At 63.0% G+C, this 15,808-nt stretch carries 14 protein-coding genes; 6 read left to right on the top strand and 8 right to left on the bottom strand.

All coding sequences use genetic code 11. From position 1 onward, the window contains the following. Positions 1–36 precede the first annotated feature (36 nt). Together glpK and WKV53_RS24885 are read left to right on the top strand one after the other, a co-directional pair. Positions 37–1,515, top strand: a complete 1,479-nt coding sequence (gene glpK / locus WKV53_RS24890) for a glycerol kinase GlpK (RefSeq protein WP_341407541.1) — start codon at positions 37–39, stop codon at positions 1,513–1,515. A gap of 6 nt (positions 1,516–1,521) precedes the next feature. Beyond that, positions 1,522–3,060 (top strand): glycerol-3-phosphate dehydrogenase/oxidase, encoded by a 1,539-nt coding sequence (locus WKV53_RS24885; protein ID WP_341407540.1) that lies wholly within the window; start codon positions 1,522–1,524, stop codon positions 3,058–3,060. A gap of 12 nt (positions 3,061–3,072) precedes the next feature. Here WKV53_RS24885 and WKV53_RS24880 read toward each other — a convergent pair whose 3' ends face one another. Then, positions 3,073–3,498 carry a hypothetical protein gene (locus tag WKV53_RS24880; RefSeq protein WP_341407539.1) on the bottom strand — a complete coding sequence of 142 codons (426 nt, stop codon included), beginning with the start codon at positions 3,496–3,498 and terminating at the stop codon, positions 3,073–3,075. A 119-nt stretch (positions 3,499–3,617) separates the two neighbouring features. Between WKV53_RS24880 and WKV53_RS24875 the strand changes: the two genes are divergently transcribed. Continuing rightward, entirely contained in the window at positions 3,618–4,214 is a 597-nt protein-coding gene (locus tag WKV53_RS24875) for a trimeric intracellular cation channel family protein (RefSeq protein ID WP_341407584.1), read from the top strand. A 139-nt stretch (positions 4,215–4,353) separates the two neighbouring features. Here WKV53_RS24875 and WKV53_RS24870 read toward each other — a convergent pair whose 3' ends face one another. Continuing rightward, positions 4,354–5,157: an HAD family hydrolase gene (locus tag WKV53_RS24870; protein ID WP_341407538.1), complete on the bottom strand. Its 804-nt coding sequence runs from the start codon at positions 5,155–5,157 to the stop codon at positions 4,354–4,356. Positions 5,158–5,197: 40 nt separating this feature from the next. Then, on the bottom strand, positions 5,198–6,571 hold the full coding sequence (locus WKV53_RS24865) for an OmpA family protein (RefSeq protein ID WP_341407537.1): 1,374 nt from the start codon (positions 6,569–6,571) through the stop codon (positions 5,198–5,200). Between the two features lie 91 nt (positions 6,572–6,662). On the opposite strand from WKV53_RS24865, the gene WKV53_RS24860 reads away from it, so the two are divergent. After that, complete coding sequence (locus WKV53_RS24860) at positions 6,663–6,977, top strand: hypothetical protein (protein WP_341407536.1); 315 nt, start codon at positions 6,663–6,665, stop codon at positions 6,975–6,977. 54 nt (positions 6,978–7,031) lie between these two features. Further along, positions 7,032–8,345, top strand: coding sequence for a homoserine dehydrogenase (locus tag WKV53_RS24855; protein ID WP_341407535.1), 1,314 nt, complete (start codon positions 7,032–7,034; stop codon positions 8,343–8,345). Between the two features lie 143 nt (positions 8,346–8,488). Here the strand turns inward: WKV53_RS24855 and WKV53_RS24850 are convergent, their stop codons facing one another. From WKV53_RS24850 to sorA, 5 genes are all read right to left on the bottom strand, one after another. Then, positions 8,489–10,210: a CotH kinase family protein gene (locus WKV53_RS24850; RefSeq protein WP_341407534.1), complete on the bottom strand. Its 1,722-nt coding sequence runs from the start codon at positions 10,208–10,210 to the stop codon at positions 8,489–8,491. 229 nt (positions 10,211–10,439) lie between these two features. Continuing rightward, positions 10,440–11,606, bottom strand: a complete 1,167-nt coding sequence (locus WKV53_RS24845) for a pyridoxal phosphate-dependent aminotransferase (RefSeq protein WP_341407533.1) — start codon at positions 11,604–11,606, stop codon at positions 10,440–10,442. 222 nt (positions 11,607–11,828) lie between these two features. Continuing rightward, positions 11,829–12,677, bottom strand: a complete 849-nt coding sequence (locus WKV53_RS24840) for a 50S ribosomal protein L11 methyltransferase (protein ID WP_341407532.1) — start codon at positions 12,675–12,677, stop codon at positions 11,829–11,831. A 60-nt stretch (positions 12,678–12,737) separates the two neighbouring features. After that, entirely contained in the window at positions 12,738–13,040 is a 303-nt protein-coding gene (sorB, locus tag WKV53_RS24835) for a SorB family sulfite dehydrogenase c-type cytochrome subunit (RefSeq protein WP_341407531.1), read from the bottom strand. 5 nt (positions 13,041–13,045) lie between these two features. Next, positions 13,046–14,269, bottom strand: coding sequence for a SorA family sulfite dehydrogenase catalytic subunit (gene sorA / locus WKV53_RS24830; RefSeq protein ID WP_341407530.1), 1,224 nt, complete (start codon positions 14,267–14,269; stop codon positions 13,046–13,048). A 137-nt stretch (positions 14,270–14,406) separates the two neighbouring features. Between sorA and WKV53_RS24825 the strand changes: the two genes are divergently transcribed. Continuing rightward, positions 14,407–15,783 (top strand): Gfo/Idh/MocA family protein, encoded by a 1,377-nt coding sequence (locus WKV53_RS24825; protein ID WP_341407529.1) that lies wholly within the window; start codon positions 14,407–14,409, stop codon positions 15,781–15,783. Positions 15,784–15,808: the final 25 nt, after the last annotated feature.

Here is a 15,808-nt window from a genome sequence, read left to right as displayed (position 1 = left end):
CCGGTGTTAGGGTGAGAAGACTCCCTCTTTCTCCCCATGCCGCGCACCCACATTCTCGCGCTCGACCAAGGAACGACCTCATCGCGCGCTGTCGTCTTCGACCATGCCGGAAAGCCGGTGGCGGTCGGGCAACGCGAATTTCCGCAGGAGTATCCACGGCCCGGGTGGGTGGAGCATGATCCGCTGGCGATCTGGGCGAGCCAGTGGTCGACGGCGGTCGAGGCGCTGGGGAAGGCTGACCTTTTGCCTGAGGATATCGCGGCGATCGGGATCACGAACCAGCGTGAGACGACCCTGGTGTGGGAGCGGGATACGGGGCGGCCGGTTTATCCGGCGATCGTGTGGCAAGACCGGCGCACTGCGGATGACTGCGCTCGGCTGAGGGCGGACAGTGTGGAGTCGCTCTTCACGGCGAAGACGGGGCTGCGGCTGGATCCGTATTTCTCAGGCACGAAGATCCGCTGGATCCTGGAGAACGTGGAAGGTGCGCGGGCGAAAGCAGAAGCGGGCAAGCTGATGTTCGGCACGGTGGATAGCTGGCTGCTGTGGCGGCTCAGTGGGCGCACGATTCATGCGACGGATGCGACCAATGCTTCACGGACGCTGCTGTATAATATCCACGAAGGGCGGTGGGATGATGAGCTTTTGGAAATCCTGGGCATCCCGCGCTCGATGCTGCCGGAGGTGAAGGATAGCAGCGGCGTCTTTGGAGAATCGATCGAAGGGATTCCGATCGCGGGGATTGCCGGGGATCAGCATGCGGCGCTTTTCGGGCAAGGGTGCTTCTCTCCGGGCATGGCGAAGAACACCTATGGGACGGGCTGCTTCATGCTGATGCATACCGGTGATGAGGCGGTAGTGTCGCGGAATAATCTGCTGACGACGGTGGCGTGGCAGATCGGTGGGAAGATCGAGTATGCGCTGGAGGGGTCAGTCTTTATTGGCGGGGCGCTGGTGCAGTGGCTGCGTGATGAACTGCAGCTGGTGCGATCGGCGGAGGAAGCGAATCAACTTGCGGAGAGTGTGCCGGATGCGGGCGGGATGTATTTGGTGCCGGCTTTCACGGGGCTGGGTGCTCCGCATTGGGATCCGTATGCGCGGGGGGCGGCGTTTGGGATGACGCGCGGGACGAACCGGGCGCATTTTTGCAGGGCGGCGCTGGAGGCGATCGCGTTCCAGAGCGCGGAGCTGGCGGCCTGTATGGTCAGGGATAGCAGCATCGAGCTGAAGGAGCTGAGGGTGGATGGGGGTGCGGTGAGGAGTGATCTGCTGATGCAGTTCCAGGCGGACTTGTTAGGCGTGGATGTTTTGCGGCCGAAGGACATTGAGAGCACGGCAGCGGGTGCGGCTTTCCTTGCGGGGCTTGGAACGGGTTTCTGGAAGAGCCGGGAGGAGATCCAGGGATGTCACGAGGTGGAGCGGGTGTTTTCGCCGGGGCGGCCATCGAGCGACATGGCACCGCTGATGGCGGGATGGAGGAAGGCTGTGGAACGGGCGAAAGAGTGGGAGAGCTGAAACCTGATGAACCGCTCCGATCACCTCGCTGCACTGGAGTCGGAGGACTTTGACCTTTGTATCGTGGGTGGTGGGGCGACGGGGCTGGGGGCTGCGGTGGATGCGGCGGCGCGGGGGCATCGGGTGGCCTTGGTGGAGCAGTCGGACTTTGCGAAGGGGACTTCGTCGCGCTCGACGAAGCTGGTGCACGGTGGGGTGCGCTACTTGAAGCAGGGGAATGTTTCGCTGGTGCTGGAGGCCTTGCGCGAGCGAGGGCGTCTGGCGAGGAATGCGCCGCATCTGGTGAAGGATCTGCCATTCGTGATCCCGACGTATCACTGGTGGGAAGGGCCGTTCTACGGGATCGGGATGAAGGTCTACGATGCGCTTGCGGGGAAGCTGGGCTTCGGGCCGAGCCATCATCTTTCGAGGGAGGAGACGCTTGCGCGCATCCCGACGATCGAGACAGAGGGGCTAACAGGTGGGGTGGTTTACCATGACGGGCAGTTCGATGATGCGAGGCTGGCGATTCATCTCGCGATGACGGCGGATGATCTCGGGGCGAAGCTGGCGAACTACGTGCGGTGCGTTTCGCTTGTGAAGGAGGGTGGTAGGATTTGTGGCATTGAGGCGCTGGATCTTGAGAGCGGGCGTTCCTTCAAGATCCGGGCACGGGCGGTGATCAATGCGACGGGGGTTTTTGTGGATGAACTGCGGCGTGCGGATGATCCGTCGTCGCCGGAGATTGTGGCGGTGAGCCAAGGCGTTCATTTGGTGCTGCCGAAGGATTTCCTGCCCGGCGACTCTGCGATCATGATTCCGAAGACGGCGGATGGCCGGGTGCTGTTCGCGGTGCCTTGGCATGATCGGGTGGTGCTTGGCACGACTGATACGCCGTTGGCTGAGAAGTCGCTGGAGCCGCGTGCGCTGCAGGAGGAGGTCGATTTCCTGATGACCCATGCGGCTCGCTACCTGAGCCGGGATCCGAAGCCGGAGGATGTGCTGAGTGTCTTTGCGGGGCTGCGGCCCTTGGTGAAGGCGGGTGGCGGGGGGAATACGGCCAGCTTGTCACGCGACCATACGATTCTCATCGGCGATAGCGGGCTGATCACGATCACCGGTGGGAAGTGGACGACCTATCGCAAGATGGGCGAGGATGTCATTGATCGTGCGGAGGAGGTGGCTGGCTTGGAGAAGGTGCCGTGCAGGACGATGGAATTGCCGGTGCATGGGGCCACGACGGAGGAAGTTTCCGAAGTTTGTCTGCGGCCCTACGGGAGCGATGCTGCTGCGATCCGAACCATGGGTGATGCGGGCCGCGTGTATCCCGCGCTTGATCTTCGCGTTGGCGAGGTGCGTTGGCATGCGCGGGCGGAAATGGCGCGCACGGTGGAAGATGTGCTCGCGCGGCGCAGTCGCGCGCTTTTGTTAGATGCCCGTGCCAGTATTGAGGCCTCGCCTGCGGTGGCGGCCATCCTCGCGGAGGAACTGGGGAACGATGCGGCTTGGCAAGTTTCGCAGTCAGCCCGGTTCAGCGAGTTGGCGAAGGGCTACCTGTTCGGGTGACAGGACTTGTCGTCACGATGCGTCGGACACCAGGTATGCCGCGTACAGGGCGACCGGATATCGAATGAAGGTATTGCCGCCGACGATGGCGCATTGATTGGCGAAGTCCGTGAAGCTGCCGTGGGAAACCAGTGTCTGCAGGGTCGCGAGAACGGGTTGGCCGGATTCGACCGACATGACCAGAATCGTGGTGATCGAGATATTGATCACGATGAGAATCATCGTGGCGATGATGGCGGAACCTGCCGGGTGATAGCCACTTCCGGCAAACCTTGCCCCGAGCCCGCAGGAGAGCCCCAGGAGAATCGTGATGCCTGAGACGAGAAGGCCGTATTGGGTGCTGACGAAATGCCAGAGAATCGATGCCGGTATTCCCAACAAGAGGGCGACAATGAAAGGGACGAGGAAGGGTGCGCGTTCGTTCGAGTCGGAAAGCATGCGGGTGTGGGGAAGCTTGTAAGGGTGGCTGGAGATAAATGGATGATGTTCTAGATGTCGATGAGATAGGTGGAGATTTTCGGCGGGTCATCCGGCTGCTGATGCGCTAGGTCTTGGCGGTGCTCCACGTCTGGGAAATCCTCGGCATCCTGGTCTTCTGTGTTTCCGGCGCGATTGCGGCGCGGGAGAAGGTGATGGATTGGTTCGGGATGTTCGTGGTCGGCTTGGTCACGGGGACCGGCGGGGGATTGCTGAGGAGTGTGCTGATCGGGGACGTGCCGCCGAGGGTGCTGACGGATCCATTGCCGTTCGTGCTGGCGATGGCGGCAGTGGTGATCGCGCTGTTAGGCTCGGCGTGGTGGAAGAAGATCCGGCGGGTGGTATCGACCATGGATGCCCTCGGGCTGGGACTGTTCACGGTGACGGGGATCCGGATCGCGCAGGGCAAGGGATTGCCGTGGTGGTCTTGTCTGGCGCTGGGGGTGATCACCGCGACCTTTGGCGGGTTGTTGCGGGATGTGCTGCGCAATGATGTGCCGCTGGTGTTGCGGAAGGAGATCTATGCGACGGCCAGTATCATCGGTGGGCTGGCGATGCTGGGGATGGATTGGCTGGGGTGGCCGGAGCGGGTGGTGCTTGCGGTGACGACGGTGATCGTGGTGACGATTCGGATGGTGGCGATCCGGTATGCGATTCACCAGTCGCAGGATGGGTGAGGTTCGTGCGCGCGGAAAGGCCGCCAGAGGTGCTGCCACCATCGGGGGGGAATGAGCGTTCACCACGTGTCGACGGAACGTCGACACCCCTTATCGTGGAACGACGCAGTCGTTCCGCTACGTGGGGAAACGCTTCGCGTTAGCCGGCGGTGCCGAAGAAGTGTTCGAGGGCTTCGACGCAGCCTTCGCTGTGGTCGAGGAGGCAGGCGTGGCCGCCTTGGGAGGTGACGTGCTTGCGGATTTCCGGCACCGCGTTCGAGGGGCAGGCGAACATGGCGGCGGCTTCGGGGCAGAGCATCTCGAAGTCGTTGTGGCTGTCGCCGATGGCGAAGGTCTGTGAGGGCGTCAGGCCGAAGTGGCGGGCGACTTCCATCAAACTACTACCTTTCTGGTACTTCTTGTGGCCGAAGCGGAGCCAGATGGAGTTGCGCTGCCAGCCGAGGAAGGGTTCGTCCGCGGCGAGCGCTTCGACGCGGCCGATGATCCAGGCCATTTCTTCCTCGGTGCGGGCGACGAGGCCGGCGGGGTCGCCGGGTTGCTCGATCCAGGTGGCACCGGTGTGTTCCTCGACCTCGTGGCGGATGGCGTCGATGATGTGGGCGACTTCCTGGAAGAACTGATGCTGCTCTTGCTCGCACTGGTTATTCCATGAATCGAGCGGCTGCCAGCGGCCGGACGGGGTGGGGAGCCAGATCTCGCGTTCGCGGGCGACGACCCAGTGGGGGACGAAGGGGAAGCGGCAGTCGGCGAGACCCTCGGCAACGTGGCCGATCGAACGGCCGGTATTGATGCCCCAGAGCGCGCCTTTTTCGCGGCGGAGGCGCTCGATGGTGGCGAAGAAGCGCGGGCTGACCGGGGGCTTGGCGGCGGGGTCGTGGAGGGTGCCGTCGAAGTCGAAGGAGAGGATGGCTCCGGGCTGGGCAGGCAGTTCGAGCGGCTTCACGGCCCGGGGACATAGCGGCCCGGGGGCCGGGGTCAAGCGGTCACTCGACCGGGATGGCGCGCTGCGGCTGTCTCTGTGGTTCCTCGATCACCTCGGCGGCGCGGGGTGGGGATTCTTCGATCGGCTTGGCCTTCGGCGGGGCTTCCTCGACGGGGCGGGCCTTGGGCGGCTCGGGCAGGGTATCGACATGCGGTGCCGGTTCTTCGATCGGTTTGGCGCGTGGCGGCTTGGGCGTTTTAGGCTCCTCCTCGACGGGCAGGGCACGCTGTGGCTTCACGAGCACGGGTGCGGGTGGTCCCTGCTCGGGCGGCTGTGGGCGCTGTGGTGCCGGTTGAGGGGCGTGCTGAGGCTCGGGCTGCTTGGGCGCGGCGACGGCGATCTGAGGCGGGGCTGGTTTCCGGCGCATGCGGATTTCGACGCGGCGGTTCGGGCCCTGTTCGTCGACGGTGCCTTGCTTGAGAATGGGGTGGGTCTTACCGAAGCCGCGGGTTTCGATTTTGTCACCGGGCAGGAACAGGGAGCCGGTCAAGTAGCTCTTCACGGCGGCGGCGCGGCGCTTGGACAGTTCCAAATTGTATTGGTCGGTGCCGTAGAGGTCGGAGTGGCCTTCGATCCAACAGTAGAGGCCGGGATTTTTCTCGATGATCATCGCCAGCTTCATCATGCCGACGCGGGCGCTCTCGCGGAGCTCGGCGCTGTTGTATTCGAAGAGCAGGTCGCTGGGGAGCATGGTCATCTTGCCGACGAGGACATCGGCGGGCAGGCCGACCATGTCATCGAGGGTGACCACGCCATCGAGTGTGCCGGCTTCGGCATTGCCGCCGGCACCCTTTTTCAGGAGATCCTCGGCGAAGCGGTCGAGCTGGCTATCGGCGGCGGCGGTGGCGCCGGGATCGACGATGATCTGGGAATCCGCGGCCAAGGGCATGGGCTCAGCGGTGCGGCCGAGCTCTGGAAGGGCGGTATCGATATCGAAGCCCTGGGCGGGATCGACCACGACGCCGGCGGGATCGCCTTCGAGAGCCGGATTGGTGAGACGGACGGCGAATTCCGGATCATTGATGTCCGGCTTCAGATCCATCTCGGTGTTTTCCGGAAGCTTGGCGAGGACGTCGATTTCCTCCAGCAGGGTGTGGGTGTCCGGCGGGGGAGGCGTGACCTCGTCGGGCGGATCCAGCGCGTGATCGGGGGGAAGGATTTCCACCTGCTCGACTTGGACGGGGCCGGTTTCGATCTCTGTGCTGGGGATGAATCCGAGGCCGATCTTGATATGGCCGAGCGCGAAAAACGCGGCGACGTGGAGGATGATGGCAATGAAGAACGCGACCCCGGCCCACCAGCCGAGGTTGTCCGGGCCTGGCAGGCGGATCGGTGCCGATTCGCGCGATTCGCGCCAGCTGTAGCCGTCGTCCACGGCGCGACTATACGCCGCGACGGGACCGTGACAATCACCTGCTTGCGATCGGTCTTGCCGCTTGGCACCGACTGTGCTGATTTAAACTGCCATGCCTGCCAAGAAAGCTGCAAAGAAAGCCGCCGCGAAGAAGGAAGCTCCCGAGAAGGAAGTCCCGGCCGTGGAGCCTCAAGCATCTGCTGCCCCGGAAGCGCCGCCTGCCAAGAAAGCGGCGAAGAAAGCTGCCAAGAAGGCCGTCGCGAAAAAGGAAGCTGCGCCCAAGGCCGAAAAAAGCGCGCCTGCTCCCAAGCCTGCAAAGGAGAAGGATGTCGCGAAGGCAGCCTATCTCAACTACATGAACCGGAAGGAGAAAGGCCTGCCGGGTGACCAGGACAGTGACTGGCATGCTGCGGTGGATTCCGAGTAATCTTGACCCGCTTTGGGCTTTTCCGAGCACGGGTGCGGGCTGACAGTCCGCGCCGTGAGTTGTTCCTCTCTCGGTATTGGTTTGGCGGGCCTCGGCACCGTCGGTTCGGGTGTCGTCCTCGCCTTGGAGCGCAACGCCGGCCTCATCTGTGACCGCACCGGCGGCCAGGTGAAGCTGGAGGTGGCCAAGGTGCTGGTGCGCGATCCGGCAAAGGTTCGTCCTGTCAACCTGCCTGCGGAGACGATTACCACTTCGTGGCGCGAATTGGTCGATGATCCGGCGGTGGATATCGTCGTGGAATTGATCGGTGGGACGACGGATGCGTTCGAGATTGTCGCTGCGGCCCTGCGTGCGGGGAAGCCGGTGGTGACGGGGAACAAGGCTTTGCTCGCGGAGCGGGGTGTGGAGCTGTTTGCCCTATCGAAGGAGTTCGATACGCCGATTCATTTTGAAGCGGCGGTGGCGGGCGGCATTCCGATCATCAAGACGGTGCAGGAGAGCTTCATCGGCAATCGCATCCACTCGATGACCGGTATCATCAACGGTACCTCGAACTACATCCTGGAGCGGATGACGACGGCGGGGTTGGAATTCTCGGCGGCTCTCTCAGAAGCGCAGGCGCTGGGGTATGCCGAGGCGGATCCGGCGCTCGATGTGAATGGCTGGGATGCGGCTCACAAGGCGATCCTGCTGGCGACGCTGGCTTATGGTTTTCCGATCGACCCGGCGAAGGTTCATGTCGCGGGCATCGAGCAGGTGCGGCCGATCGACATCGAGTTCGCGACGCGTCTTGGCTATGTGGTGAAGCTTTTGGCTGTGGTGCGTGAGCATCCGGATGGCGAGGTCGAGCTGCGGGTGCAGCCATCGTTCATCGCGAAGAGCCACATCCTTGCGAGCGTGCATGGTGTCTTCAACGCAGTGGCGGTGCATGGTGATGCCGCGGGTGAATCGCTTTTCTATGGACGTGGCGCGGGGCAGGATCCGACGGCTTCGTCGGTGGTGGCTGACCTGGTGGAAGCGGCGCGTTCGCTGCGTCAGGCGACGGGCCATCGTGGCTTCCTGCCTTATCGCGACAGTGGCACGTTGTTGCCGGTGGATGCGACGGAGACGGCTTACTATGTCCGCTTCGATGTGAACGACCGGCCGGGTGTGATTGCGGAAGTAGCGCGGGTGCTGGCGGATGCTGGCATCGGCATTTCCGGCACGCACTCGCCGGTGAAACCGGATCAGCCGGATGCTGAGTTCCTCGATATGGTGTTCCTGCTGCACACTTGCCCGTTTGGTCAGTTGCAGGCGACGCTGGCGAAGATCGAGGCGCTGGATTGTATCAATAGCGCGCCGGTGGTGTTCCGGATTGAGAAGCTCTAACGGGTTGTCTGCCGCGAGTTCTGGTTTCAGACCGTGATTCGATGAGGTCTGCCATAAGCCGGACCGCTCGGAGAGCGTTCCCTGCCTTTAAGAATGCACCTGCGACGAGTCCGAGGACTCGCCGCAGGCGCGGGGCCATGAAATCACTTGGCTACGGCAGCTGCTGTTTCTGGCAGTGAGAGGAGGTAGGCGCGGCGTTGGTCGGCGAAGGTTTTGAGGGCCATGCCGCCGTGGCCGAATCCGCGTGGGGCTTCTGCTTCGGCTTTCGCTTCTTCGGGTTTGTCCGAAGTCAGTTTCTCGAAGTCGGAGGTGGTGGAGGTCTTGCGGGTATCGGCGGCGACTTCCTTGCCGGCGAGTTCGCGATAGCTCGCGACGACGGGGCCGAGGTTCTTCCAATCGAGGTCCTTTTCCGCGAGGGTGTGGATGTTTTCCAAGTAGCGTTTGCGGAGGGCCGGGACGGCGAGGAGCTTCGAGCGGAGGGGCTTCTTTGCGTCGTCGAGGCCGGTGAGGGGATCGAGCTTTGCGCCGCCTTGTGCAGGGCTTGATTGCGGGCGAGGTGCTTCTTGAGGGCCACGTTCGGGTCGTTCGCCATCAGGAGTTCCTTGTGATGGTGGACCGCCATTGCCACCGAAACCACGACCGCCGCCGCGGGGACCACCCGGGCCGCCGAAACCGCCGGGACCTCCTTCGGCGGCGCGGAAGCATTCATTCATGTCGCCGGGGATGATGTGGAACTTGCCTTCCTTGTCGCGGTAGAGGCTGAAGTCGCTGGCGCGGGTCCAGTAGCCGTCGCTATTCATCAGGCCGCAGTCGAGGGCGAGGAACCAGAGGATGCTGTCGACATCGAGCTGAGGGGAGACGGCGGCTTCGAGTTGATCGGCGGGTGTTTCTGTTAGGGTCTTGCAGAGCTTGATGAGAGCCTGCCAGTCCTCGTCATCGCCGGACTTCATGTCGTAGCGCTTCTTGTACTCTTCGACGTTGTCGCCGATGTAGTCGAGTCCGCCTTGGCCATTCGGAGAGCCGCGGACTTTCCAGCGGGCGCCCTTGTCGGTGCGGAAGTTTTCCTGAATGAAGTCCTTGTTGAACTGCTGCTGGTTCACGTAGACGCCCCAGTTTTCGCCATTGATGACGACGCGGACGAGATTGGCCTTGGGTGCGGCGATGTATTGGCGGGCGATCTGTGAGTAGAGGACCGCGCTGAGGAAGCTGCCGTCGCCGTTGCTGTTGAGAAGATTGAGGGTCTTGTAGCCATCGAGTCGCTGCTTCTTCTCGGTGAGGTCGAGCGAGACATTGAGCGAGCGCTTCTTGCCGGCGGGGACCATCATGTAGCTGGACATGCCGCGGAAGTGGATGCCGACGCCGGGGTAGGTCTTGCCGTCGACGGTGAGGGTGGCAGGCACTTCGACATCGGTGCCGTGGAAGGCTTCGAGCTCGGCTTCCCAATCGGCGTTTTCGAAATCGAGGAAGACGGTTCGCAGGGTGTCGGCGGCGTAGAGGCCGCCGGATGCGGGCTTCACGTCGGCGGGCGAGACGTGCGCGCCGGGTGTGGCTGGGGTGTTGTCTTCCCGGGGTCCGAAGCCGCCGGGACCACCGGGGCGTCCTCCGCCAGGGAATCCACCGCCGCCGGGGCCGCGTTGCTGGCCGGGGTTTGCCTTGAGGAACTCGCGGGCGGCGGCGCGCTCGTCCTTGTCGAGGCGCTTGTTCTCGTCCTTGTCGAATTGGCCGAGGAGCTTGCGCTCCTCCTGCATCATGGGGCCGCCGCGACCGGGAAATCCACCGGGTGGGCCGTCAGGGGAGCCATCGGGTGGCTGCTGGGCGAAGATGGGAGAGAGGAGGGCGGCGGCGAGGGTAAGGTGGAGTTTCATGAGGCTTCGGAATCAGCCTCGGAGGAGAGAGACGGGGGATGAACACCGCGATTGGGGGAAGGTTTCGGGGAGAATGTGGGCACTCTCTCTGGGTGGTTATGAAGAGCCTGAGATCTCCGTCTGCTTCGATAACTGCTTCATCCCGCACTCGGAGAGTGCGGACCACAATAAAAAGCCCGGGACCTTGCGGTGCCGGGCTTTTTGTTAGAGGCGCTTCCTTGCGGACAAATCAATGCTCGCGGCAGAACTGCTCGAAGCGGGTGAGGCCTTCGTTGAGCACGTCCAGCGTGGTGCAGTAGCTCATGCGGATACCGTCGTCGTAGCCGAAGGCGATGCCGGGGACGGCGGCGACCTTGTAGCGGCTGAGCAGCTTGTCGGTGAGGTTCATCGACTTCAGGCCGAGCTGGCCGGTGTAGACGAAGAAGTAGAAGGCACCCTTCGGCTCCACGACGCGGACGTTGTGGATGGACTTGAGGCGCTGGAACATGAACTGGCGCTTCACGTCGTATTCGTCGCGAAGGTCGCTGATGAAGGTCTGGTCGCCTTGCAGGGCGGCGATGGCACCGTATTGCGCGAAGGTGGTCGCGTTGGAGACGGTGTGGTTCTGGATCTTGTCGATCGCGTCGGCGAGCGGCTTCGGAGCGGCGGTGTAGCCGAGGCGCCAGCCGGTCATCGAGTAAGCCTTCGAGAAGCCATTGACGGTGATGGTCAGGTCGTAGAGCTCCTGGCTGAGCGAGGCGATGGAGACGTGCTTGTTGTCGCCGTAGACGAGCTTTTCGTAGATCTCGTCGGAGAGGATTACGATGTCTTCCGACAGGGCGACCTCACCGATGTCGCGAAGTTCCTGCTCGGTGTAGACGGCGCCGGTCGGGTTCGAGGGCGAGTTGAGGATGACCATCTTGGTCGCCGGGGTCATGGCGGCCTCGAATTGCTCGGCGGTCATCTTCCAGCCGTTGGACTCCTGGGTCTCGACGAGGACCGGCTTGCCACCGGCGATCTTCACCATTTCCGGGTAGCTGACCCAGTAGGGAGTCGGGATGATGACTTCGTCGCCTTCTTCGACGACGGCGAGAATGGCATTGAAGCAGGCCATCTTGGCACCGGCGGTGACGCAGATCTGCTTCGGGTCGTAGGCGAGGTTGTTGTCGCCGATGAGCTTGGCAGCGAGCGCGTCGCGGAGCTCAGGGATACCAGCGGAAGCGGTATACTTGGTCTTGCCTGCCTGGATGGCGGCGATGGCGGCGGCCTTGATGTGCTCCGGGGTGTCGACCTCGGGTTCGCCACCGGCGAGGCCATAGACTTCCTCGCCGCGGGCGAGCATGGCCTTGGCCTGGTTGGTGACGGCCAGGGTGAGGGAAGGGGTAACCTCTTGGATTCGTGATGAAATGCTGTCCATGGAAGCGCGCGGATGGTGTTTCTCGCCCGATCGGGCGGAGCACGGTTTTTTCGCGCGGCCCCCGGTCGGAGCGGGCGGCTTTTCTGACTGCCACCCGGCCCCGGCGCAAGTGGAAATGGTCAAGGGTCAGCGGTCATTGGAGAACGGGGAAAGGCAGGCCATTGATGGCGCTGGCTTTCCCCGGTGACTGATGGCCAATGACTGACGGCTGCCAATGGCCGTTCAGGCGGTCAAATCGTTCATCCAGCCGCCGCGGGCGGTGACCCATTTGCCCTTCTTAATGACCTCGGGGAAGCCGAGGCCGTGGGCAGCGGCGGCGGTGAAGACGTCCCAGGCCTGGCTGGCCAGAATGCCGGAGAGGATGATGTCTCCGCCGGGCTTGAGGGTCTTGATGATGACCGGGAAGGCTTGGATGAGGACGGTGGAGAAGATGTTCGCGAGGACGACGTCGTATTTCTTGCGGGGCTTCCACTTCAGGATGTCGATTTCCTTGGTCTCGACGCCTTCGACGTGGTTGCGGGGGAAGTTCCGTTCGGCGACGGCGAGGGCGAAGGGGTCGTAGTCGCAGGCAAAGGTTTCGCCGGCGCCGAGTTTCTTGGCGGCGATGGCGAGCAGGCCGCTGCCGGTGCCGAGGTCGGCGCAGGACCAGCCGGGGGAGCGGGATCTGCCGATGTCGACGAGGATGCGGAGGCAGGTGGAGGTGGTGGCGTGGTCGCCGGTGCCGAAGGCCATCTCGGGCGGGATGCTGATGATGTCGCGGCCGGGGAATTCGTTGGCGAGGGCCTTCAGGTCCTTGGCGGCGGCGGCCTGGGTGACGATGAATTTGTCGCGGACCTTTAGCGGCGGCGGGAGTTCGGAGCCGGCGTTTTTCCAGTCGGAGGAGAGCTTGCGCACGGAGCCGCCGAATTGCTTGGTGATGGCATCGGCTTCGGACTTGGTGGCGCAGAAGACCTCCACGCGGACGGATTTGCCGCCCTTGATGATATGGAGCACGAAGTTGGGATTGCCGTGGAAGCGATCTTCCCAGGCATCGAGCCACTTGGAGGCGGAGAGTTTCGACCAGACGAACACGGACGCGTTCTAGGATGGATTGCGATGATCCGCAACCAACCATCGTGTCGAGGCGACCGATCAGGAACCGAAGTGCTCCGTGAGGTAGTCGGTGATGGTTTTTACCGATTCCTCAGGCAGCGGGGCGCCGAACTTGTCCCGCATCTTCAAGACGGTGGCTTCCCAGAACTTGCGAGGCATCTTCGGCTGGGTGGTGATGTATTCGGTGGAATGGCAGGCGAGGCAATAGGCGGCGAAGACGTCGGCGCCTGGGCCCGGCGGGTAGGCCGGTTTCTCGGGCGGGAGCTCGATTCGTTTTTCCGCAGCGACGAGGTAGCTGCCGACGACAGCGACGAGGGAGAAGATGGTCAGAAAGGGCTTCATCGGGATCAGGCGATTTCGACAGATACGGTTTCCACCACGTTGCGCATGTAGCCGGCGGGATTCCACAGCGGGTCCATCGGCTGGCTCTGGCCGGTGCGATTGACGGCGCGGACCCTCCAGTCGGCCCGGCCTTTCCCGGAGGGATTGATTTCGAGCGACCATTCGCGGAAGGAGAATTTTCCGAGATCCTCGCCCAACTTTGCGGTGCGCCATGAAGCACCGCCATCGGAAGAGAACTCGACGCTGGCAATGCCATCGCCGCCATCGAAGGCGATGCCGCGGACTGATGCCTGCTTGTTAGAGGGGACCACTTGCCCGGAAGAATGGCTGGTAATGAACGACCGCACATTCAGGCGGGAGATGGGGACTGTTTTTCCGGGCGGCGTGCCGGGCGGGATGCAGGCATTCGGTGTATCCGGAATACGGTAGGCGGTCTGCATCCAGAAGCCGTCGAAGGGTCGATCGAGCACGGTGATCGTTTGCAGGTGCTTCACCCAATAGGTGGCGTAGTAGCCGGGGACGACCAGGCGTATTGGATAGCCATTGAGCATGGGGAGGTCCTCGCCATTCATGCTGTGGGCCACGAGGACTTCACCGGCGAGGATCTTCTCCACATCCAATGCCTTCACGAAGTCCGGGGTGCCGGGCATTGCCGGGCCGTCCATCCCGTCGAAGGAGACTTGCTTGGATGCTGGGTCGAGTCCGGCTTTTTCCAGGATGTCTTTCAGGCGGACGCCTTTCCAACGGGCATTTCCCATGGCGCCATTGCCGAGTTGGCCGCCGCCGACGCGGGGTGTGAGGAAGCCGCGGCTATTGCCCGAGCACTGGGCGACGGCGACGGTTTCGACCTGCTCGAAGCCGGTTCGCAGGTCATCGAGGGAAAGGGACAGCGGGTTCTTTACCGTGCCGCCGATGCCCAGCCGGTATGTGGCTGGATCGATTTGCAGCGGGATATTCGAGAGGTGATAGCGGACGAAAAAGGCGTCGTTGGGTGTGATCACTCCTTCGCGGAATACTTCGAAAGGCGTCTCTAACTGTGGAGGGCGCGAGGTGAGAAGTATCATCGGGCGCTTTCCCGGATAAGTGGCCAAGGAGCGAGCGCCGTTGTCGAAAGGCATGGTGACGCCCGCATTTTCAGCGGCTTCGAGCCAGTTACTGCCGGCCAATGAGACGCCGGCGGCTGCGAGTTTTTGGATGAATGCGCGACGTGCGGTAGAGGAAGTAGCCATGAACGAGTGTTTGCGACCGTAGGTCGGGCGACCTTCGTGGCAAGAGGTCGGGTTGTAACGCTGGCCACGACGTTTGAAATCACGCGACGAAAGATGGCAGGCCTCCGCTGGGTATTGCCCGGAACGCATTTTTACCCATGCCCTCGATCCATCGTCGCAAATTCCTCCAACAGGCTGGCCTCGGTGCCGGCGGTGCCCTGCTCGGTTTCCCGGCCATCGTGCGCGGGCAGAATCTCAATAGCCGCATCAACATCGCGTGCATCGGCGTGGGTGGGAAAGGGGACAGCGATGTGAATGACGCGGCGAAGTGCGGCGGCACGATTGTGGGGCTGTGCGACGTGGACCGGCGGTTCCTCGACAAGAAGGGCGAGAAGTTTCCCGAGGCGAAGAAGTTCGCGGACTACCGCAAGATGCTGGCGGAGCTCGGCTCGTCGATCGACGCGGTGACGATTTCCGGCCCCGATCACATGCACGGTCCGGCGGCGATGCTGGCGATGGGGATGGGCAAGCACATCTACTGCCAGAAGCCGCTGACGCAGACGGTCTTCGAGGCGCGGGAGCTGAAGCGGATCGCGGCGGAGAAGAAGCTGGCGACGCAGATGGGCAACCAGGGCAGTGCCGGTGACGGGCTGCGCCGGGCGGTGGAGGTGATCCAAGCCGGGGTGATCGGTGCGCCGCAGGAACTGCACGTGTGGAGCAACCGGCCGATCTGGCCGCAGGGGATCGAGCGGCCGAAGAACACGAGCCCGGTGCCGGATTATCTCGATTGGAACCTGTGGCTTGGGACGGCGGCGGAGCGGCCGTACGTGGAGAAGACCTATCATGACTTTGCCTGGCGTGGCTGGACGGACTTCGGTACCGGTGCGCTGGGCGACATGGCCTGCCACACGGTGAACATGCCATTCCGCGCGCTGAAGCTCGGCTATCCGACGGTGGTGGAGTGCGAGATGGCCTCGCGGATTTACTCGGAGACTTACCCGCTGACCTCGCGGATTCGCTTTGAATTCCCCGAACGCGAGGGTCTGCCGCCGCTGAAGTTCTGGTGGTATGACGGTGCGCCGGACAAGGAGTTCAAGCCGCTGCGTCCGTATCCTAACATCGTGAAGGATGTGGTGGCGATGAAGGGCAGCCTGCCGGCGAGCGGGTGCCTGATCATCGGTGACAAGGGCATTCTCTTTTCGCCGGATGACTATGGCTCGCAGTTCTTCATCCAGCTCAAGGATGAGAAGACCTTCACGAAGGGCGATGACCATGAGGCGGTGAAGGCGGTGCCGCAGAGCATCCCGCGGTCGCCGGGGCACAACCAGGAGTGGTTCGACATGATGAAGAACGGCACGCCGGCTTACTCAAACTTCGATATCGCCGGCTATCTGACGGAGATCATCTTGCTCGGGTGCATCGCGCTGCGGGTGGGTGAGGGCGTGAAGATGGAATGGGATGGTCCCGGGATGCAGTCGCCGAATTGTCCGCAAGCCGCGCAATTCGTGAAGCGCAACGACCGCACGGGGTGGTAGGGTGGCGTTGCCCGCCGCAGATCCC

It is taken from the genome of Luteolibacter sp. Y139 (assembly GCF_038066715.1).
GTDB lineage: Bacteria > Verrucomicrobiota > Verrucomicrobiia > Verrucomicrobiales > Akkermansiaceae > Haloferula > Haloferula soli.
This window is presented reverse-complemented; position numbering and strand designations above follow the sequence as displayed.